The sequence below is a fragment of the Shinella curvata genome, from assembly GCF_022899935.1.
GTDB classification, from domain to species: Bacteria; Pseudomonadota; Alphaproteobacteria; order Rhizobiales; family Rhizobiaceae; genus Shinella; species Shinella curvata.
This window is the reverse complement of the sequence record NZ_JALJCJ010000004.1, coordinates 631,962-653,076: the sequence shown is the minus strand read 5'-3', so window position 1 is coordinate 653,076 and position 21,115 is coordinate 631,962. Positions and strand designations below refer to the sequence as shown.

The 21,115-nt window shown below is 62.0% G+C and carries 20 protein-coding genes; 11 read left to right on the top strand and 9 right to left on the bottom strand.

What is annotated here, in order from left to right:
• Positions 1 to 25 precede the first annotated feature (25 nt).
• The 5 genes from MUU55_RS18005 to MUU55_RS17985 all read left to right on the top strand — a co-directional run bounded on the left by MUU55_RS18005 (position 26) and on the right by MUU55_RS17985 (position 5,702).
• On the top strand, positions 26 to 2,008 hold the full coding sequence (locus MUU55_RS18005) for an ABC transporter permease (RefSeq protein WP_244762123.1): 1,983 nt from the start codon (positions 26 to 28) through the stop codon (positions 2,006 to 2,008).
• A complete protein-coding gene (locus tag MUU55_RS18000; RefSeq protein ID WP_244762122.1) occupies positions 2,001 to 3,035 on the top strand; it encodes a quaternary amine ABC transporter ATP-binding protein in 1,035 nt (344 codons plus the stop codon). Before MUU55_RS18005 ends, MUU55_RS18000 begins: the two co-directional genes overlap by 8 nt.
• Positions 3,036 to 3,403: 368 nt before the next feature.
• Complete coding sequence (locus MUU55_RS17995) at positions 3,404 to 4,972, top strand: TerC family protein (protein WP_244762121.1); 1,569 nt, start codon at positions 3,404 to 3,406, stop codon at positions 4,970 to 4,972.
• Positions 4,969 to 5,265, top strand: coding sequence for a hypothetical protein (locus tag MUU55_RS17990; RefSeq protein WP_244762120.1), 297 nt, complete (start codon positions 4,969 to 4,971; stop codon positions 5,263 to 5,265). The genes MUU55_RS17995 and MUU55_RS17990 overlap by 4 nt, the downstream gene beginning before the upstream one ends.
• Before the next feature lie 62 nt (positions 5,266 to 5,327).
• Positions 5,328 to 5,702, top strand: coding sequence for a hypothetical protein (locus MUU55_RS17985; protein ID WP_244762119.1), 375 nt, complete (start codon positions 5,328 to 5,330; stop codon positions 5,700 to 5,702).
• Positions 5,703 to 6,217: 515 nt separating this feature from the next.
• Here MUU55_RS17985 and MUU55_RS17980 read toward each other — a convergent pair.
• From MUU55_RS17980 to MUU55_RS17955, 6 genes are all read right to left on the bottom strand, one after another.
• Positions 6,218 to 8,236 (bottom strand): calcium-binding protein, encoded by a 2,019-nt coding sequence (locus tag MUU55_RS17980; protein ID WP_244762118.1) that lies wholly within the window; start codon positions 8,234 to 8,236, stop codon positions 6,218 to 6,220.
• A 108-nt stretch (positions 8,237 to 8,344) separates the two neighbouring features.
• Entirely contained in the window at positions 8,345 to 9,646 is a 1,302-nt protein-coding gene (locus MUU55_RS17975) for an HlyD family type I secretion periplasmic adaptor subunit (protein WP_244762117.1), read from the bottom strand.
• Complete coding sequence (locus MUU55_RS17970; protein WP_244762116.1) at positions 9,643 to 11,397, bottom strand: type I secretion system permease/ATPase; 1,755 nt, start codon at positions 11,395 to 11,397, stop codon at positions 9,643 to 9,645. Before MUU55_RS17970 ends, MUU55_RS17975 begins: the two co-directional genes overlap by 4 nt.
• Before the next feature lie 115 nt (positions 11,398 to 11,512).
• Positions 11,513 to 11,725: a hypothetical protein gene (locus MUU55_RS17965; protein WP_244762115.1), complete on the bottom strand. Its 213-nt coding sequence runs from the start codon at positions 11,723 to 11,725 to the stop codon at positions 11,513 to 11,515.
• A 297-nt stretch (positions 11,726 to 12,022) separates the two neighbouring features.
• The gene (locus MUU55_RS17960; RefSeq protein ID WP_244762114.1) at positions 12,023 to 12,391 is read right to left on the bottom strand and encodes a hypothetical protein; all 369 of its coding nucleotides are present in this window, start codon (positions 12,389 to 12,391) and stop codon (positions 12,023 to 12,025) included.
• A gap of 49 nt (positions 12,392 to 12,440) precedes the next feature.
• Positions 12,441 to 13,406: a VanW family protein gene (locus MUU55_RS17955; protein ID WP_244762113.1), complete on the bottom strand. Its 966-nt coding sequence runs from the start codon at positions 13,404 to 13,406 to the stop codon at positions 12,441 to 12,443.
• A gap of 94 nt (positions 13,407 to 13,500) precedes the next feature.
• On the opposite strand from MUU55_RS17955, the gene MUU55_RS17950 reads away from it, so the two are divergent.
• From MUU55_RS17950 to MUU55_RS17930, 5 genes are all read left to right on the top strand, one after another.
• Entirely contained in the window at positions 13,501 to 14,247 is a 747-nt protein-coding gene (locus tag MUU55_RS17950; protein ID WP_244762112.1) for a hypothetical protein, read from the top strand.
• Between the two features lie 49 nt (positions 14,248 to 14,296).
• Positions 14,297 to 14,836, top strand: coding sequence for a L,D-transpeptidase family protein (locus tag MUU55_RS17945; RefSeq protein ID WP_244762111.1), 540 nt, complete (start codon positions 14,297 to 14,299; stop codon positions 14,834 to 14,836).
• A 179-nt stretch (positions 14,837 to 15,015) separates the two neighbouring features.
• A complete protein-coding gene (locus MUU55_RS17940; RefSeq protein ID WP_244762110.1) occupies positions 15,016 to 15,315 on the top strand; it encodes a hypothetical protein in 300 nt (99 codons plus the stop codon).
• Between the two features lie 119 nt (positions 15,316 to 15,434).
• The gene (locus tag MUU55_RS17935; RefSeq protein WP_244762109.1) at positions 15,435 to 16,340 is read left to right on the top strand and encodes a hypothetical protein; all 906 of its coding nucleotides are present in this window, start codon (positions 15,435 to 15,437) and stop codon (positions 16,338 to 16,340) included.
• Positions 16,340 to 16,990 (top strand): hypothetical protein, encoded by a 651-nt coding sequence (locus MUU55_RS17930; RefSeq protein WP_244762108.1) that lies wholly within the window; start codon positions 16,340 to 16,342, stop codon positions 16,988 to 16,990. The genes MUU55_RS17935 and MUU55_RS17930 overlap by 1 nt, the downstream gene beginning before the upstream one ends.
• Position 16,991: 1 nt before the next feature.
• Here MUU55_RS17930 and MUU55_RS17925 read toward each other — a convergent pair whose 3' ends face one another.
• The 3 genes from MUU55_RS17925 to MUU55_RS17915 all read right to left on the bottom strand — a co-directional run bounded on the left by MUU55_RS17925 (position 16,992) and on the right by MUU55_RS17915 (position 19,325).
• A complete protein-coding gene (locus tag MUU55_RS17925) occupies positions 16,992 to 17,939 on the bottom strand; it encodes a DUF3592 domain-containing protein (RefSeq protein WP_244762107.1) in 948 nt (315 codons plus the stop codon).
• Positions 17,940 to 18,059: 120 nt separating this feature from the next.
• Entirely contained in the window at positions 18,060 to 18,815 is a 756-nt protein-coding gene (locus MUU55_RS17920) for a hypothetical protein (protein WP_244762106.1), read from the bottom strand.
• 48 nt (positions 18,816 to 18,863) lie between these two features.
• Positions 18,864 to 19,325, bottom strand: coding sequence for a hypothetical protein (locus tag MUU55_RS17915; protein ID WP_244762105.1), 462 nt, complete (start codon positions 19,323 to 19,325; stop codon positions 18,864 to 18,866).
• Positions 19,326 to 19,479: 154 nt separating this feature from the next.
• On the opposite strand from MUU55_RS17915, the gene MUU55_RS17910 reads away from it, so the two are divergent.
• Complete coding sequence (locus MUU55_RS17910) at positions 19,480 to 20,724, top strand: hypothetical protein (protein ID WP_244762104.1); 1,245 nt, start codon at positions 19,480 to 19,482, stop codon at positions 20,722 to 20,724.
• Positions 20,725 to 21,115 lie beyond the last annotated feature (391 nt).

Here is a 21,115-nt window from a genome sequence, read left to right as displayed (position 1 = left end):
GCTCACACAAGTACGGGGGGCTCAAATGGCGGACGTCTCGATGGTGCCGAAAGATGTGGCGGGCCGATATAGTCTTTGGACAGGCCTCGCAGTGACGCTCGCCATCCTCGCCACCAGCCTGCTGGCGCCTGCCTCTTTTGCTCAGCTTTCCGACAAGGCAATCCTGCCGATTTCCGACTGGGTCGGCTCAGGCATGAACTGGTTTGCCCGTGACGCGGCGATCTTCGGCGTGAAAATCGCCGATATCACCCGTGCGCTGGCATCCGCCGCTCAGATGCCGATCGACTGGTTGAAATTCATACTGGCCGATGGCTGGGTAAAGGGTGCAGGCTTCAACAAGGTACAACTTGCACCGCCACTCAGCTGGCTCGGCGTCATCCTGGCTGCGGCGCTTGTGGGGTTCAGGCTCTCCGGGCGTGGCCTTGCCATCCTTACACTGCTTGCGGGCGCCTATCTCGTCTTCTTCGGCCTCTGGGCCTCCGCCATGACCACGCTCGCCTCCGTCGTCATCTGTGTCGTCGCCGCCCTTGTCCTCGGTCTGGCCATGGGCTTCTGGGCCTATCGCTCCGTGCGCGCCGAGATGTGGTTGCGTGCGATCATGAACGTGATGCAGACCGTGCCGATCTTCTCCTATCTCTTGCCGACGTTGCTGCTCTTCGGCTACGGCCCGAGCGCGGCCCTCTTCGCCACAGTCGTCTACGCCCTGCCGCCCATGGTGCACGCCACCGTGCTGGCGTTGCGCTCCGTACCGTCAGAAACACTCGAACTTGCCCGCATGACCGGCTGCAGCCGTGCACAGACGCTCTGGAAGGTCGAATTGCCGGTAGCGGCACCGAGGCTTGCCATTGGCCTGAACCAGGTTGTGATGATGACGCTCAACATGGTCATCATCGCCTCGATGATCGGGGCGGGCGGCCTCGGCTACGACGTGCTGCGTGCACTGCGTCGGCTCGATTTCGGCGCCGGCTTCGAGGCGGGCATGGGTATCGTGGCACTTGCCGTTGTTCTGGACCGGTTGACGCAGGTCGCCGCACACAACCAGTCGACAGGACGGCAGGGATTGTGGAGCCGGCGGGACACCCTCGTCGCTGTTCTCCTCCTTCTTGTGCCGACCCTTGCCAGTCTCGCCCTGCCCGCACTTTCCGCCTGGCCTGCAAACTGGACGCTGACGACGGCTCCCTTCTGGAATGGCGCAGTCAGCCTGATCAATCAGAATTTCTACGAGCCGCTGGAGGCGATCCGCACCGCCATGCTGCTCGGGGTGATGAACCCTATGCGCAATCTTTTACAGGCTGCGCCCTGGAGCCTCGTCATCGCCCTGCTGGCACTTGCCGGCTACACGCTGGGTGGATTTCGCACGGCGCTGACCGTTGTCCTGCTGATGCTTTTCGTGCTGATTTCGGGCTACTGGCAGGCCGCCATGTCTTCGGTCTATCTGATGGTGCTCTCCGTCGCGCTGGCGCTCGCCATCGGCCTGCCCTTCGGCATTTGGGTTTCCGGCCATGCTCGCCTGCACCACCCGGTTCAGCTCGCGCTTGATACATTGCAGACCTTGCCGACGCTCGTCTACCTGCTGCCAGCCGTCATGCTTTTCCGCAACGGTGACTTTTCCGCGCTCATCGCCATCGTTTCGTATGCGGTGGCGCCGGCCGTACGCTACGGCATGGCAGGCATGACGCATGTGCCATCCGAACGCATCGAGGCGGCCCTGATGTCAGGCTGCACGCCTTGGCAATCGTTCCGTTTCGTAAGACTGCCCGCCGCCCTGCCAACACTCATCTTAGGCGTCAACCAGACGGTCATGATGGCGCTATCCATGCTGGTGATCGCCGCACTGGTCGGCACCCGAGAACTCGGACAGGAAGTGTATACCTCGCTTGCGCGCGGCGAAACGGGGCCAGGCATCGTCGCCGGCCTCTGCGTCGCGGCAATCGCGCTCGTCGCTGATGCATTGCTGAAATCCGGTGCGCAGCGCGCCGCACGACACGAAGGAGAAGCCCATGTCTGACATCGGAACAGGTCGAGGCGCTCCCACGGCTATCGATGCAAAGGGTATCTGGAAAGTATTTGGCCGCGATGCCGGGGCCTTCAATCGCCTACCACTGCAGGCCCGCACACCCGAGACGCTCATGGCAGTCGGCCTCGTGGGGGCAGTACAGGATGCGACATTCCAGATCGGCCGCGGCGAGGTTTTCGCCATCATGGGCCTTTCCGGCTCGGGAAAATCCACGCTGCTGCGCTGTCTCACCCGCCTGATCGAGCCAACCGCTGGCGAAATCGCCTTCAACGGCCGCGACATCCTGAAACTGGGTGACAAGGAGCTTGTCGATCTTCGCCGCCAGCGCATGGGTATGGTATTCCAGCACTTCGCGCTGCTGCCGAACCGAACCGTCGTCGGCAACGTCGCCTTTCCCCTCGAAGTCCAGGGCATGCCCCGCGTCGAGGCAGAGAGACGCGCCATGGAGCTGATAGAGACCGTTGGCCTCAAGGGACGCGAGACTCGTTTTCCCGCCCAGCTGTCGGGCGGCCAGCAGCAACGCGTCGGCATCGCCCGGTCGCTGACCACCAATCCGGAATTCTGGTTCCTCGACGAGCCTTTCTCCGCGCTCGACCCGCTGATCCGCGCCGACCTGCAGGCCGAGGTACTGCGTCTCCAGCAAACACAGACGCGCACGGTCATCTTCGTCACGCATGACCTCGACGAGGCGATCCGCCTGGCCGACCGGATTGCAATCATGGAGGCAGGCCGCATCATCCAGATCGGCACACCCGAGGAATTGGTGACACAGCCGGCGACCGACTATGTCCGCCGCTTCGTCGCCAAGGTGCCGCCTGCCCGTGTTGTTCGTGTCGCATCCATCATGACTGTGGAACCCGGCCCAGCAACCGCAGGCGTGAACGCTGATGCAACCATCGCCGACATCGCCCCGCAACTCGTCGCCGCCGAAGGCCGCCTCCCTGTTATCGACGGAGCCCGGCAGGTCGGCTGGCTTGACCGCTCGGCGGCGCTAGCGACGCTGGCAGTTAGAATCTAGGCGGCGATGAGGCGCAGGCTGCCGATAGTGCACCAGCAGAGGAACCCGCTGAAGACAATGGCGGCGATTTCGAGATGTAAAAAATAATTGTGACCCGCGGGATGAAACGCGCGGGCGGTTTCGTATACCCCGTTATGGATAGCCGAATGCGCGTGTCCGGTTCGAATAGCTGATTATCTTAATGCAGCGTGCGAACCGGACGACAGCAAAAGAAATTCGAAAACCTGATACTGCTTGGCAAAATGCCGAGCAGCTTTTCAGTTGCACGTCCAGACTCACACGCCGCCTGTTTACGGGCGGCGTTTTTTTGTTTCCCCAAACGACACGAAAAGGATGGCTCGTCCGACAGGACAGGCCTTTGATCACCCATGATATTTGAATGGATGTCCGACCCTGCGGCCTGGGCCGGCCTTGCCACGCTCATCGTCCTCGAGATCGTTCTCGGTATCGACAACCTGGTCTTCATCGCAATCCTGGCCGACAAGCTGCCGGAGCATCAGCGCGAAAAGGCACGCCTCATTGGCCTCAGCCTCGCGCTCGGCATGCGCCTGGTGCTGCTCGCCTCCATTGCGTGGATCGTCACGCTGACGGCGCCTCTGTTCACCGTGCTCGGCGCGGAGATCTCCGGACGCGACCTCATCCTCATTTTCGGCGGCCTCTTCCTGCTCTTCAAGGGTACGATGGAACTGCATGAGCGGTTGGAAGGGCACCACGGCCCCAAGGAGGGCAAGATCGAGCACGCCATCTTCTGGCAGGTTCTCGTGCAGATCGTCGTTCTCGATGCCGTCTTCTCGCTCGATAGCGTGATCACGGCCGTCGGCATGGTGGAGCACCTCTCTGTCATGATGATCGGCGTCATTGTCGCCATGGCTGTGATGATGCTTGCTTCGAAACCCTTGATGGCCTTCGTGTCGAAGCATCCGACCGTCGTTATCCTGTGCCTCGGCTTCCTGATGATGATCGGTTTCTCGCTGATCGTCGAAGGTCTCGGATTCCATATACCAAAGGGCTATCTTTACGCAGCGATCGGCTTCTCGGTGTTGATCGAGGCTTTCAACCAGGTCGGCCGCCGAAATCGAGAGCGTTTCCTGACGACAGGCGATCTGCGCGAGCGCACCGCCGATGCCGTGCTGTCGCTGCTCGGTCGCAAGCGCGGCGAGGCGTCTCTTGGCGAAACCGCCGATGTCATCGCGGAACGTGCATCGGAAAACGAGCTGTTCACGCCTGTCGAGCACGAGATGATCGAAAGTGTGCTGACGCTAGCCGACAGACCGGCAAAATCCGTCATGACGCCCCGTGTCGACATCGACTGGCTCGATATCGAGGAAAGCGAGGAAGCGCTGCGCAACAAGGTACTGAAATCCGGCCACTCGCGCTTTCCCATCGGGCGCCGCAGCCTGGACCAGTTTCTCGGCGTGGCGCTGACCAAGGACCTGCTGCGCGATCTCGTGGAGACGGGCAAGATCGACTTCAACCGGTCGCTCCGCCAGCCGCTCGTCGTGCACGAGAGCCTGAATGCGCTCCGCCTGCTGGAACAACTGCGCCAGTCGCCGCTTCAGGTCGCGATCGTGCTCGACGAATACGGCTCGCTTGAGGGGATGGTGACGCCAACGGACCTGCTGGAGGCGATTGCAGGCGAATTCGCCGATGACGATGAGGAGCAATTGGCCGTAGAGCATGAGACGAATGGCGCACTTCTCGTCGATGGCTGGATCGACATCCGTCACGCCTCCAAATTGCTGGACGTCGATCTCGTCGATGAAACGGATCGGTATTCTACGCTCGCAGGCCTCATCCTCTGGCGCCTCGGGCACATGCCGGCGAAGGGAGAAATCGTCCAGCTCGGAGAGCTTGTCTATGAAGTCGTCAGTCTCGATGGCCGCAATATCGACAAGGTTCGTATTCGCCGGGCCGAAACAATGCAGATAGACGCGTGATACGGTTCTTTTCCGATCGCCTCGCCAACCATATCCCGCTGAAGACACTCTTCTGGCGGGATATGATCCTGTTCGGCGCAGTGCTTAACCTTACATTTCTTGGCATCGCTTTAGTGATGGTCGCCCATGAATGGCCGGCCTGGTTGGCCTTCGTCGTCTTCCTGCTTCCGCTGCCATACACGATCTTCATGTGGCACTGCGTGTGGCGCGTATCGGCCGGCCTCGGCCCCGTCGCCCGCCCAGCGCTTCGGTCGATCGCAACGGGCTGGCTGCTTCTTCTCGTGGTGCTGTGAGCATTTGGATATATGCAGGTCAGGACGCGAAACCGCGCCGCACCTTTGCTGGAACCACCTCAGTGGTTGAGCCGGGATTCGACGTGCCTGTCGCGCTTCTGGCGCTGCACGGCGCTGCGGTCACGGTTGCTCTCTTCCAGTGCAGAGTGCATGGCGGCGTCTTCGATGGCGAAGATGCCGCCGACGCGACCGAGGCGGTCTTCGACGACCCACCAGCCGTGATGGTCACGCCCGATTGTAAATCGGGGCGGCTCGATTCGGATGGCAGAGCGGTGGGCCTGCTGTTGTCGAGCATTGAGCGGACAAAAGCTTGGACCAGCAGCAGGGAAAAACGTATTCGTTATCCTGCTCATATCGGCTTCACTGTCTCAGAAGTTGGAGCCTCCGGCAAACCCGGTGCGGTTCAGTCCGCCTGCCACCCGACGTCGAGCTTCTGAGCAATTTCCGCAACGAACTGCGGTGTCAGCACGAGCGGATGCATCAAATTCCCAGCATCCAGAGTCGACAGTTTAGACTAGTGCTAAATTCTCGCTTCTTTGTCTGGAAAGCGCGTCGTGGAGAACGTCGGGCAATCGCCAAGATAGTAGGCAATCCTCACGCCCCTCAGGGTCTGATATCGGCAAGTGCCTCCGCCACCCTTACCGGATCGCTCTGGGGGCCACCGATCTTCTTGTATCAGCCAGCCGTACCCACTCAGATATCCACTGACCAACACGATGGCCAGAATTACGAGCACCAACCATTTCGCAATCCGCCTCAACGCCGCCTCCCAAAGTTCAGCACCAGTGGTCGCCCAATGCCGCATGTCGAGAGGCATATCCCTGCCCCGTCCTATACTTTTGCGGATCCAAGTTCCAAGCAAAGGCCCTCCATAGTAAATGGAGGGCCTCCGAAAGGTCTCTCGGAGTACAGGTGGAAAGCGACTGACAATCCACCATCGAAAACGCCTAACTTACAAGAGGAAGTCCGCACTGGTGAGGTTGACGACCCCATTGAGGGTGATCAGCATGTCGTGAGCGTTATTACCCTCGCCATTCACCTCGACGAACGTGTTCGTGCCGTTATTCCACGCCCGCACCTGTCCAACCTTACTGAAGGCGGCCGAGTTGATGAAGGCAAAGTCCTGGTCACCGGCTGCCGAGGGATTGGCGTCGATGCCCCTCAGATCGATCAGATCGCCCCGCTTGAAGTCCATGATGATGTCGGCCGTGGTGATCGTTTTCCCACTATCCGCAAGACTTGCGAAGACAAACTGATCGTTGCCGCCCATTCCACGCATCACATCGCGCCCGAGGCCGCCGTTTAGGACGTCGTCACCCCCGCGGCTGTCGCCGTTCGAGAGCGCATCGCCGATGATCAGGTCGTTGCCCTTGGCGCCATAGAGATAATCACCCTTGTTGGAGCCGTAGAGCTTGTCGTCATAGTTCGAGCCGTCAACGCGCTCGACACCACTGATCGTATCCCCTTTCGCATCGCCCTGAGTGCCGCGTCCGAGATAAAGATCGACGGTGACACCGCTGGCGGCATTCCAGTAGGAGATCGTATCATAGCCGCCTTGCCCAACGAGTGTGTCGGCACCGGCGCCGCCCACGAGCGTATCGTTGCCTGCACCACCATCGAGGACCTCAGCTACGGCCGCTCCCATCAGATAGTCACTAAATTTGCTGCCGGTAACAGACTCGATACTTTGGTAAATATCGCCGCTTGCACCGCGGAGTCCCGTCTTGGTGTTCAGTTCCACGCGCACGCTTTCAGAGGCGTTTGCGTAAGAGACGCGATCATAACCTGCACCGCCGTGAAAGACGGTTGTCGCATATTGCGTCCATCCCTTGGCATCGACGTACTTGTTGTCGCCGACCTTGATGAAGAGGTCGTTGCCGTTGTCGCCCTGAAAGATGCCGCCGTGATCACTTCCGAGTATCGTATCATTTCCATCGCCACCCCGCAGTGTATCTCGGCCTCCGCCGCTCTCCAGACGGTCATTGCCCTTCCCTCCCTCGAGCGTATCGCGGCCTGCCGACCCCTTGAGGGTATCCGCAAAGTCAGATCCGATGACGTGGATGATGCCGCTGAGAGTGTCCCCGGCGGCGTCGCTCCCGGATCCCTTGCCAGTCTTGAGGTTCACGGTAACCGCGCCGGGTGAATCGGAATAGGCCGCAATCGAGGTGCCATTGCCGACGAGCTTGTCGGCGCCGCCGCGTCCCATGAGCCGATCGCCGACTCCGCCGCCGGCCGTCAACACGTTGGCGGCGTCGTTGCCTGAGATGGTGTCGGCAAATTGCGTGCCGGTGATGTTTTCGACATTGCGCAGCAAGTCGCCCTTGGCGGCGCCGTCCTGCCCGCGTTCCAAATCGATGATGACGCGCGCAGTCTCCATCTGGTAGCCGACCGTATCGATACCAGCGCCGCCGTCCACGTAGTCAACGCGTCCGGTGAGGCCGAAGAAGTCATCTCCGTCGCCCCCTTCAAGCGTATTGAAGCCACCTCCGCCGTAGAGCTGATCATTTCCGCCAAGCCCCTTCAGCGTGTTGTCGGCGTCGTTGCCATAAACGATGTCATGATGTTTGGATCCGACGACATTTTCAATGACACGAGCGCTGTCGAGGTTGATAATCCGATCTCCCTGGGCTTCCCCGCCTTCAAGGGCTCCGCGATCAAGATCGATATTTACGCCAGCGGCCGACCATTGATACGAGATTTCCTCAACACCATAGCCGCCAACAAATACGTCCCGGCCAATGCCGCCGACAAAGGTGGCGTAACCTTCCCCGCCGTAGAACGTATCATCGCCATCGCCGCCTAAAAATGTGCTGCGGTTGTCGTCCCAATAGCTACCTTCGACCCGGAAGATGTCCGCCAATTTGGTTCCGGTTATGAGGTCACTCCCGCCGCCGGTCATGTATTCAACGCCGGTCGTACGATCGCTGAAATCGAGGACATCCGCTTTATTGCTACCTCTCGTGCGAAACATTCGTTTCTCCTGTCTTATGAGGGTTGGGCGCTTGGCGCGGCCCGTTTGGAGAGCAAAACCTGCAGCCGGTTTGTTTCATGGCAATTCCGTTGCTCAGCCAATTCGCGTTCACGCTTCCCGAAAGGCACGGTTGAAGCTGTCGAGGATGGGCTGGGCGAGATAGCGCAGGAGCGAGCGCTCTCCCGTCTTGATCATCGCCTCCACCGGCATGCCTGCCTTCAGCTCCACATCCTGGAGCGTGGCGACCTGCGCCGGGTTGATCAGGATGCGGGCCCTATAGTAGCCGGCGCCCGTCGAGGGCTCCTGCGTCAGGTCGCCGTCCACCAGGATGACCTCGCCGTTCAAGGTCGGCACGACGCGCTGCTTGTAGCCGGGCAACCGGATTTCCGCCGCAAGCCCGGCATGGACGCTATCGATGTCCGTCGGTGCGACCCGCACCTCGGCGAGAAGGCGGTCGTTTTCCGGCACGATTTCCAGCACAGTTTCCCCCGGTCGCACGACGGCGCCGGAATTGAAGAAGCGGCTGGCGATCACGACGCCGTCTTCCGGCGCGACGACCTGCCGGCGGTCGGCGATGTCGCTTGCGGCAGCAAGCCGCTGCCGCGCCTCGTCCAGCCGCATGCGCGTTTCCACTGCCTGGGCTTTCGCCTCGGCGATCCGCTCGCGGCGCAGGCTCTCAAGTTCGCGTTCGGTCTGCGCCTTCTCTGCCACTGCCGCTTCGGAACGTGCGGCAAGGTCGAGCAGGTTCGTCTCGACAGCGGCGATCTGGCGCTGCAACGCGCGCAACTGCGAGGCGCGCTCAAGACCTTTTTGCAAGAGTCGGCGGGCGTCGGCCTCCTCCTCTTGCAGCAGTTTCAGTTGCGCCTTCTGGCCAGAGCGCTGCACCGCCGTCGAGGCGATCAATGCGGCGTGTTGTGACACCTTCGTTTCGATCACCTGGTGGCGAATGTCGAAACTGCTCGCGCGGGCGTCGAAAAGAGCCATCTGGTTTTCCATGGCGCTCACGGCGCGCGCATCACGTTCGGCCATGAGATCCTCGCCGAACGTGATGCGGCGTGCGTTCGCCGCTTCCGCCTCCAGGCGCGCAAGCTGGGCTGAGAGCGACCAGACGCTGGCCAGCAGGCTGTCCCTACTGGCGGAGGATTGGGTTTCTTCCAGCCGCAACAGCGGATCCCCCGCCTTCACGCGGTCGCCGTCGCGAACGAGGATGTCCGCGACGATGCCGCCCTCGAAATGCTGGACGACGCGCCGATTTCCTTCGGCCTTGACCTGGCCCGAGGTGATCGAGGCCTCCGCGAGCGGCACGGTCGCAGACCAGAGCATGAAGCCGCTGGCAAAGGCGAGAAGGCTGCCGAGGCCGATGATGGCGGCGGCGCCGATCCGGGGTGCAGCGCACACAGGGGTAGTCATGCGGCTTCTCCGATGGATTTTACAGGGTCTTGCCGGCCGGTCGCCGCGGCCGGGGATTGCAGGGATGCGGGCACGGGGTGGATGAGACTTTCCAGCACGTCTGCACGGGCTCCGAAATTTTCTATGCGGCCTTCGTTGAGCACCAGGATCTTGTCGACCCATTGCAGCACGGAGGGGCGATGGCTGATCAGAAGGACGGTCGCCCGCGCCGCCTTGAGATGGTCGAGCACGGACATCAGACATGCTTCGCCGACCGTGTCCTGGTTGGCGTTGGGCTCGTCCAGGACGAGCAGCCGCGGCGAGCCGAAGAGGGCGCGGGCGAGGCCGACCATCTGCCGCTGGCCGCCGGAGAGGTTGCGGCCGCCTTCGCCCACGTCGGTATCGTAGCCGTTTGGCAGGCGCAGGATCATCTCATGGCAGCCGGCGAGCATGGCAGCCGTGTGGACGGCCTTGGCCTCGGCGTGGCCCATGCGGGCGATGTTGTCGAAGACCGTACCCTCGAAAAGTTCAACCGTTTGCGGCAGGTAGCCGACCTGCGGGCCGAGATCGGCGCGCGAGCGGGCGAAAATATCCGCGCCGTCGAGGCGGACATGACCGGCACCGGGCGAAAGCGTGCCGATCAACAACCTCGCAAGCGTCGTCTTTCCGGCACCGGAGGGGCCGACGAGCGCCACGCTTTCACCCGCGGAAAGCGTAAAGGACAAGCCGTGCAGCACCGGCGCCGTGCAATTGGCCCGCTGATAGGAAAGCCCCTCGACATCGATCCGTCCTTCGACGGCGGGCAGCGGACGGGCATCGGCCCGCAGACTCGGCGTCGAAAGCGCCGTCGTCACTCGCGCCCAGGCCTGTCTCGCCTGCACAAGGCCCTTCCAGCCACCGATGACCTGTTCGACGGGAGCCAGCGCCCGGCCGATCAGGATGGAGGCGGCGATCGAGGCGCCGCCGGTCATGTCGTGACGAAGCACCAGCCAGGCACCTGTCCCGAGCATGAAAATCTGAAGACCCTGACGAACGAACCGCGTCAGCCCGAGCAGAACGGCGCTTCTCGCCGCCGCCCGGTCATCGAGGGGCGCAGTGGCTGTCGCCGTCGCCTGCCAGCGCTCCAGCGCCTGTCCGGCCATGCCCATCGCATCGATGACATCGGCATTGCGCAGCAGCATCTCGGCCTGGCGATGGCCCGCGGCAGTGCTTTGCGCGACGGTGCGATGCAGCGTGCCGGCCAGCATCTCACCGGCAAAGGTGAAGGCGACAAGAAGGGCGGCCCCGCCGACGGCCATCAGGCCGAGCAGGGGATGCAACAGGAATATCAGCACCAGATAGATGGGAACCCAGGGAAGATCGAAAAGCGCAAGCGGCCCGGAACTGGAAACCCAGCCGCGCACGAGCGAGAGGTCACGCAACGCTTCCGCCCCGTGATGCGTGCCGCGCAGGCGGCTTTCGAGGCCGTATAGGAAGGTTCGCGCGGCAAGGCGCGCCTCCAGCCAATGCCCGATCAGGCCCATGATACGAAGTCGCGTGCCTTCCATGATGCCGAACAGGCAAAGTGCTCCAAGCGCTACGACCGTCAGCCAGTACAGCGTATCGAGGCTGCGCGAGGCGAAGACGCGGTCGAAGACCTGCATCATGTAGAGCGAGACCGTCAGTTGCAGCAGGCTTGCCGCAGCCGAGAACAGGCCGGCGAAGACAAGGGCCGTCCGGCAGGCACGAAGCGCATCCGCAGCGCTGGGGGATGGGGAAGAGGCCTGCGTCATGGTCGGGCTCCGTTGCAGGTTTTGATACGGCGGGATACCACCGGTCTATTGACCGGTGGCAGTCGACGGCCGTGCTCTCCTGCCGCTCCGCGCGGCAATCAGGCCCGGCCGTTCCTCAACCCAACCAGTCGTGGGTAAGGGGCGCGTCGAAGTGGAAGTCCTGCGCCGTCAGGAGTTCGCGCGGCGGTTCGGGCTGGGGGTTGAAACCGCGGATGGTGCCGGGGTTGAGGGTGATGTCGAGCGCCTCGCGCGGCGGCTCCGGCTGTGGGTTGAAGGCACGGATCGTGCCGGGGGTTAGCAGGGGCTGCGACAGGGTGAATTTGCTCATGAATGTCTCCTTGGACGGTAGAGCGGCCCGTAAACCGGGCCCTTTGCCCGGTCACCGCCGCTCCGATGGTTTTTCCGTGCAGAATGTTTCATGCATTTTTCGCCCGCTCCGGCTTACGGCAGCGATTGTGCCGGACGAAAGAAACAGCAATCTCAAGGTCATGCCGATCGCCAGGGATACGAGATCGGTCGACGCCCCGCGTTCAATCGGAGCGTCAACGCGGCGCTTCGGCTCAAACCGCGCGCGCAGCGGACAACGCCGCCAAATGCCGCTGGATACCCCGCCCCGAGGCCTTGGCTATTCTTCGGGAGCCGGTACGACACGGATCGAGGCGGAATAGGGTTCGACACGAAGGCTGTCTGCGCCGAGCAGACTTACCCGCTTGAGCGGCGCCTGTTCCAGCTGTCCGTCCGTGCCCTTGCGGACAGCATATTGCCAGACAGTCAGTTCGCCCTTGGCCTTGATGGCCTGACCGATGGCGGTGACGTCGTTTCCGCCGACGGTTTCGATGTCCTTTGCGGACAGGGCGATGACGATTTGATCCTTCACGGTCACGACCTCGAAAAGCGATGTCGGATCCTGCGCGAAGCTGGGCGCGCTGGCAAAGATGACGGTGCCGGCGGCAAGGAGATAGGCCAGCGTGCGGTTGCGGGTTGTGTTGCTCATGGGCGGTGTCCTTTGTTGCAATGCTCGGGACACTTGTCGCAAAACTGTTTCAGCTGCTTTTCTTGGCCGAAGGGTCGGTTCGAAAAGGGGTATAGAGCACCCGCACACGGTTTTCATAAAGCATCTCGGTCGAGATGATCCGTTTCCCTTCCCCCTTCGAGCTCGTCTGGCGCCATATTTCGTTTTGCCGGAACCATGTTCCTTCCACCTGCGAAAAACGGCCGTTCCTTTCGAAGATGCTGTAGCGAACGGGCTGAGGGGCATCGCAACGAAGTTCGCCGTTCAGCAGGGTGTCGGTCAGCCAGAGCCGGAGCTGGAATGTATCCGCGGTAGGGTTGCGCACGCAGAGATCGACGAAATTGTAGAACAGCGCGGCGCCGGTTCCGTAAGGAATGATGCGCCCCTGATCGGGAAAAGGGTCGAAGCTGTGGTTCGCTCGTTTCGTCACTTCGAGCGGCGAATGAAGCGCAAGCCAGTGGATCAGGTTGGCGATCTGGCACAGGCCGCCGCCGATGCCGCCGCGCGCTCGCCCCATCGCCAGCTCCATACCCTCCCGGAAACCCCGCTCCGCGGTCGGCCTGCCGACGAGCCTCCAGAACGACAGGGTCTCGCCGGGTCGGATGAGAACGCCATCGAGGCAGGGAATGGCAAGGCTGTGATTGTGAACCTTGTTCTCCTGCCACCGCGCCTCCTCCGGCGCACCGGCCAGGTAGCGTTTCAGCTTTGATTGGTGCCGGTAGACTTTGTGGGGCAGCCGCTCACCGAGGATCGCTGTTGCGAAACGCTGCGAGCCGAAACGCCAGGCTAGCGCGCAGAACAGGCGGCGCTGGGCAACGCGCAGGCGGAACAATGTCGGGTGAGACGAAAACAACAAAGGGCGCATGGTAAACGACTTCTGGATCTGGCGGGAAGGAGGCCGCCCTCCCTTTGCATCGAGAGTATCGATTATCCCGGTTTCATACCTGTTTCTCGAAGGCGCATCAGGCACCTTGGCAACACAATCATGGCGATACAATCGGCGGATACGTCATCGGCACACTGCCCGGATCGCTGTGAACCGGGCAAACGGGGATCAGCGGCTTTCGGCGGCACCGGGGAAGGCAGACGCCATGCATTCATCGTTCGGGAGCGCCCGCGCCGTGCTTGGGGGGATGGGCATTCTCTGTATCGCGGGCTTGATCGGCACCTATCCGCATCCCGACTATCGTCCGGGCGTGATGACGATACTGGTCGCCGTCGGCATGTTGCCTTCGCTGGTGACGATCGTTGCCCTCGTCCGCGGCGGGACCTACGCACAAAGGGTAGTGCCTCGCCTTGTCCGGTTGCCACTTTGCTGGGCGGTCGTGGCGCTGCCGATCGCGCTCGTCATGGGGCTGAATGTTCATATCTTTCCTGTCATGTTCGCGCTGCCATTGCAGCTCGCTCTATTACCATTGTTAGTCGCAACCCGGGAGCCGGGCTCTATCCTCGTCCTGCAGCGGATCGTCCGCATCGGCCTTGCCGTCATGGCGATAACGTGGCTCGTGGCAAGCGCGGCTTTCGCCGGCTTCGTTCGTCTTGAAGCGGGTCGTGTCGCCGACGGCGCCCCTTACTGCCTGTCGGCGCCGATACCGGGACAGGTTTATCGAAACTCTGTCCTGCCGCAGGAGCTGGACATCCTTCTTCTCCAGCGGATCATGGCGTTTCCGAGCCGCTCTGATTCCGCTCGCTATCGCCTGCAGCTCAACGTGCCAGGCGCGACAATCGAAGAATGGCACTTTTCGTTTCGCAGCGTCGCCTTCGAGCCGAGCGGGGACACCGTCCATTGCGGGAACAAGTTGCGACGGCCTGCAAAGCGACCAGGGCAGACGCCCTAGAATTGTCACCGAACAATCGAAAGGTGATCAGGCATTGAAGAGAGGGGCGATGAAGAGACTTATCCTGACAGTGGCTTTCGTTCTGGTGGCCGGGTTCGGCTACACCAGGATCATGGCGAAGGCCGGCAGCGGCGATCCGCCTGAAATGGCGGCCACCACGGAGACGGCCGACGAAATACGGGTGGAGAAGGCGCGGCGGCAGATGGTTCTCCTGCGGCAAGGGCAGCCTATCGACACCTATGGGATCAGCCTCGGCGGCCGCGGTGACGATGGGCACAAGCAGCGCGAGGGCGACGAACGCACACCGGAGGGACACTACGTCATCGACTGGCGGAATCCACACTCAATGGCGCATCTCAGCCTGCACATCTCCTATCCGAACGGCGCGGATAAGCGGGCAGCCGAGGAGCGCGGCTATTCGCCGGGCGGCAATATCATGATCCATGGCCTGCCGAACGGGTGGGGCTGGCTCGGCCCCCTCCACCATCTCTGGGATTGGACAGACGGCTGCATCGCTGTGACCGACACTGAAATGCGCGATATCTGGGCGCGTGTGCCGGACGGAACGCCGATCGAAATCCTGCCGTAGAAGACGGGAGCCTTCCACCGAAGCACGGCCGCGGTGAACGACATCACGCTGAAACACATGGCCGGCAAACCGGCTCACCGGGCGGATGTGTCGCAATGCCTATACGGATGCGCCCGGGATGCCAGCTCGCGAGGGACTCCAAGAATGACCGACAAGACTTTCCTCGTGGTATGACCGCAATGCCCGATTCCCCCTTCGAGCGTCTGCCGCAACGGCGCAAGCTGATTGCCGGCCTGATCGTTCTGATCCCTGTCGTCATGTGGTTCACCTTCCTCGAGGCGACCGTCCCCAGAGGAACAGAAATGCGCTACTGCCCGAAATGGGAACGCGAGCACGCCGTGAGGGAAAACCGTGTCATCCTGTGCCAGGGCCGACCCGTCATTTACGAGCTTGGTTATGGCGGCGCGCTTTTGATCGGGATGGGGATCGGGCAGTTCTACGTGCTGCGCGCCTCGCGCACGCGGCGAAGGACTGATTGACCCTGTAGCATCGGCCACCGGCCGTCAGGCGAGCTTCCCCGACCGGGTGGCTCGGTGCATGGAGACACCCGCAGGAAACATCCCCCCAGTATTGAGGCATCGAATTGATGGAGGGCAGGATGGTATTGAAACAGGACAACCATGCCGGGGTCTTTGCGCCGTTCGACTACGCGCCGCCGGAAGCCGCGCAGTGCCTCGACGACATCTACCGGGCTTTCGGGCGCCATGATATCGACTGGTTCTGGTGTGCCCAGTGTTTCGGACCTGATGACAAGAAGCGGATGCGCGCCTATCCCAACCCTCGCACAGCGCCCGCCGAGGCGTTCTCGGGAATCTATAACGAGCATCCCATCTGCTCCGGCGGGGAAACCACGTTCCTTCACTGGCTCCCGAGGGCAATCGAATTGCAATTCCTCGCGAAAGGGATCGATCCGAGCCTGACCGTCCAGATGTTTCGGCTCGGCATGCTCGCATGGCCCGATGCCGAGACACAGGTCTTGCGCCGCCTCTTCTGCCGCATCGCGCTGAACTGGTGGACATTGGGAGACATCGCCCCCCTGCAATTGACGCCGGATAAAGACGTCCGCATCCACGACAGGACCATCGGGCGCCGTCTCTTGGAAGTGCTTTGCGCGGTTCGGGTGGACATGGGCTCCGTAGCGGAGGCTCTCATCGACATCGACACCCCCACGGCATGGTTCTCGCTTCTCGATGCGTTTCAGGCGGAGACCGTCCTCGACGATTCCATCTACCATGTCCTCCATGACGGCGAAGACGAGGCGGTCTTTCGCAGGGCGCACGCCGCATTGAACCGCTGCGCGCGCGCTGGCTTAAGCCGGTATCTCTCCCGCCAGAGGCTTGTCGAAAAATGGGAAACGGCTACTCTTGCTGCTCCTGCCCTTGCTGACGCGATCAGTGATGCGGAGATGCTCTTCGACGCATATTGCACCCGACAAAGCGAGGCCGAAGCGGACGATGACCGGGAGGCGATCCGTTTGGCGATGCAATACAGGGCTTCAAGCTGATGTCGAGCCAACGACTATGGGCCTGCCTGTTCCTCCTTGCGTTGCCGACGGTCGGGCAAGCCGGTGAGGACTGGTCCATCGTGCCGAGGCGCAATGTCGGGCCACTTGTCGCCGGCATGACCGAGGAGGCGTTGATTTCCACCCTGCCCACCGGTCTCGTACGACGTGTTCCTCGCAATCTGGAGGAGGGTCAGTCGACCTGTGGCACGACCGTCTTCGCAGGCACGCCGGACGAATTCTTCGTCGAATGGCGCGGTGCGCCTATCTTCGACTATCCCGATGTGGCGACCGTCGCAGACTGCGCCGCGCTGCCGCCGTTACGCGATCCCGTTTTCGCAACGATCACCCGAGGTCGGTGGCGAACGGCCGATGGCGTTGGAGCCGGTATCACGCTTGAGAAGCTCTCTGAGATCGTCGGCCGCCCGATTACGTTTTCCATGTGCGGCTGCGATTTTGGCGGGCGCGTGTTCGATGGCGCCCCGGACGGTCTGTCCCTGATCCTGGACTGGCCCGCGCAGGCAGAGGCGGCCCTCGGCATTGTTCCCCGCCACGAGGACGACTACGCGGTGACTACGAGCGACATAAACCCCGCGGCGATGGCCAAGTTCACCGTGTCGGCAATCCGGGTGGATCTGCTCGCCGCCCCTTGATCTACGGCCGTGTCCGCCAACTCAGGACGATCAGCCCCAGCGGCAGCATGGCGAAGAGATAGGCCCAGCCCGGCGACCAGTGCACGAGGACGGTCTGCGGATGCTCGGGGTCATAGCGGCACGGAACACGAGTGTTCAGCCGATATTCCGACAGGTCGGATAGATTGCCGATCAGGATGTGCGATTGCGTTGCAAATCCGGACGACAGGATCCTCTTGCCGCCGGCGTCATATTCAAGAGCGAGGCGCGGGGCATACGTGGTCGCCGAGCTCCGATGGTTCTTCGGACCGATGCCGATGTCGAACGTTGCGCCGATGATCCGGCACTGCGTCTCCTCGAAGTTGAAAGCCGCTGCCCAATCGTCACGGGCCATATCGACGAAGATACCAAGGAATGCCAGCCCGAGCGCGGCCGCGAGCAGATGGTTGCTCTGGCGTCGCCGGCGATTCCTGTTCGGCGAACGCGTGAGCGCCCAGATCAGGATGGTGCAGCCGCCAAGCCCAATGAATGTGACCGTGGAGAGCCCGGAGGGGCCAGTATGCGAAGAGGCGAGCAATAGGCTGCTCTCGATGCGGTAGAACGAACCGCCACTCAAGATATCAGCTTGCAGCACGGCATTCGCACCCGCCGAATGCGGATAGGTCAACACCTCGACAATGCAGCGGCGAAGCTCGCCTGCCCGCCAGTTACGGATGATCCATACGGGGTCGGTGCTGAGCGTGATCGTGGCGCAATCGGATGAAAACGAGACGAATACCACATTCGGCGCGGCGATCTTCACCTCAGCATAGATGTCGTCTGGGCCGGATTGGCTCAGGACGAGTTCATAGCGCATGACGTCGCCGGCGATCGGCGAGCCTGACAGCAGATCGATGCGGGATTGCGAGAAGTCTTGCGCGAGGCCGAGCCCTGCAGCAGCGAACCAAAGCAAGGCGGCCAGGATCTGCATCGGCAAACACTTTAGACAATTCGCGATTGTCGATGCGCCCTGCCCCATCCATCTCCCCGTCCTGTGCCTGCAAGCACTTCACCTATTTCCGCGACGTTTCAGGACAATGCCGAGCACCGATCAACGGGGGAAGATGGGCGCGTCTTTGCCGGTTCGGGGATGGGTGACGTGAATGTAGCTCGTCCCGGCAGCCGAGATGATGACGGCCTCGCCCGGATCGTGTGGCCGGTCGAAATGGAAATCGTCGGTATAGTGATAGCGGCCCCCGGGAGGAAACTGCGCATAAAGCCTCGCCTGATCGACCCGGCAGTGTGCGGTAAGGGTCGCGCCCAGCCCACGCCGCAGGGAAATTCCGGCCTCACGCATAGCCTGCTCGATGGAGCGGATGGCGGCGTCGGTAACAAGAAGCGTAGGGTCGCGGTCGTATTCGATCGCTTCGTCGGACCAATATTCGCCGCGCCTCAAGGCGGCTGCATAGTTTGCCGTTGCCGGATCGCTCGCGAGGCGCAGGATGCGGGCGTGTTCCAAAGCTTGCCGTTCCTTTTCTCTGCGTCGCCATTTCCGCTCCGCTCTCCATAGGCCCGGCTGAAGCAGCGTGTGCGCGGTGCCTCTCCAGTGGATTTGCCGCAGAAGAAGCGGCAGGCACAGGAGGAAGGCCATGCCTGCGGGCAGGACGAGCACAGCAAGCTCGTCGGGTATCGGATCGTCGTTCAACAGAAAGAGAAACGAAAGGCCAAGCACAATCCCCGAGCCGGTGACGGCCATTGCGAGGAGCAAGCCAACGATCCGGGCGCCACGGTCTAGCATCAACGGCAAAGCGTGGGTGCTCCAGCTCAGCCCGGCGAGGCGTTGAAGAATGGATGCGAAAGGCTTCAACTCGGTTCCCCGGGGACTATCGTGAAAGCGGCAGGCTAGGCACGCCGGCTATTTCTTGTAGGGTGCGGCATAGAGACCGGTGAAGGATACATTCGCGCCACCGCAGCGGCCGTTGTCGCGCGCTCGCAGCTTCGGCCATTCCAGTTTCAGCTCGACCTTGCACAGGCTGCCATCCGCCACAGCGAACGGCAGGACTGTATCGCCATCGATGGTGAAGCGGATCACCTCACCCGCCTCGACCTGACCGCGGGTGATCCGCGCGAAAAAGCTCGCGACCTGAACCGATCCCTGCGCGACCCTTTCAGGGTCTCGGGCGCCGTAGGTCGCGTATCCGTCGACCACCAGCAAGCTGCCCTCCTCCAGCGAAATGTCGATCGTCTGCTCGGCCCCGAGAGACCAGGAGCCGACCCAATCTGTCAGCGGACGCCCACCAGCATTCGCCGAGGCCGGGAGGAAGAGGGCGGTGGCCGCGAGTATTGCCACCGCGCTTGCAGTTTGCTCGATCGTCATGGTGTCGCTTTCGGCATGTTCGAATGGGGGCGGTTGTCGCTGCCCAGTGTTTCGCGAGCATGCCGCCCTCAGGCTGGTGACACGGCGCGGCGAAACTCTCGCGAAACCGGGGATGGATAGCTGCTCTCCAATAACCGAGAACGGGAGTGGATCCATGCGATCGAACACACGAAGTTTTATGCCTCGCCAGGCCGCACTCCTCGGAGTGATGGCCGTGGTCGCGTTGAATGTACCGCTCAGCGCGTCCGCAAATCCCATGACATTCGAAGGCACCGTCGGCGATGACAAGGTTATCGTTGAGTTCACGGATGATCCGCTTGGCGGCACGGCGAGGGTCGAGGGGCGTTTCAGCTTCGCCGATGACGGGTCCGACATCCCGCTCATCTTCGACAGGCGCGCGGCCGCCACGCTCGTGCTGAACCAGGAAGGACCGTGCAAGGACGGCGAGTGCGCCGACACCGGACCGATCGTGGACGCGGTCTGGACACTGGAGCCAGGTGCGAGGCAAGGCCTGGTCGGGCAATGGCGGAAGGACAGCGATATCAGAAAGATCATGTTGCACCCGCTCGGCCAAAGACCGCGCGGCGCTTTCGAGGGCGCGACGGCGCATGGCCTCGCCGGGGCGTCGGAAGCGGTTTCCATGTCGGACGAGACGATCGGACCGGAGACGCATCCATACGAGTTCGCGAAGTTGAACATTCCCTTGGAGGTTCAGGCCAAGGCCGAGTTCAACGGATCGATTGTCTCCTATCGGGTGGACCCGCGCACGAAATTCATCTCGCCGCGCGTCGACCAACTGGCCGACGGATCGTCAACTGCCACCATCAACGAGTTCCTGAAGCAGGGTCACTGGAGGAAGAACCTCGCCGCGCTCGGCTGCCGGGCATTGCGGTATCGGACGTTTCGCGGCGAGGACGGCGGCTGGACCTCCGATACGGGATCTCTGGGCGGATATGACGACACGACCGTGCGCGTGACCTACGTCAACGCCGGTGTGCTGAGCTTCATCGAGAGCGGCAGCCTGTGGTGTGGCGGCGCGAGCCCGACCAATTTCATCAAACCCGTCACCGTCGACGTCCAGCGCGGCAAGGTGATTTCCCCCACCACACTCTTCGCCGAGTGGACGGATGCCGGCCCCGGGGAGAAGCTAAACGCCCTTGTACGGTCGCGCGCCAGGGATGGCGAGGGAATGGAAGATAGCGACTGCAGCCTCGAGCAGCTCGGCAGCTATCTCACGGCATATCTGGTGCAGGGTACTGGCGGACGACCCGAGGTGACGTTCGGCATCTACAATCTTCCCACGGTCATCGCCGCCTGTTCCCGCGATCTTGCGACGATGTCCATCGATGAAGTTCGAGAGCAACTGACGCCCGAAGGTAAGGATCTGCTGACGGATTGAAACGATGCAGGCGCGGGGATGAAACGCCGAAGATACAGTGTCCGGCTACGAGTAAAGCGACGTAATATTTTTGAGGTCCACAATGTCTCTTGCACGCACTCTCCTGATTTGTCTTGTCCCCCTGGTCGCGATCCCCGCAACCCTTGGATACCGTTGGCACCAATATGTCACGAACACCGACAGCCCCTATGACGAGGTCGGAATGGCTATCAACGGGGCGGTCCCTTCGTTCCTGAACGCATGGGGGTGCGCCCGGCTGCACGATACATTCGGAAATGTTCTGCCTCCCCTCAATTGCGAGGCAAACGACGGTTCCGCATGGCGCTGAGCAGAGATGAAATGCGCCGCGGTCGGGAGCGTGGAAAGCGGCGATTTTTCAGCCATGGTGCCA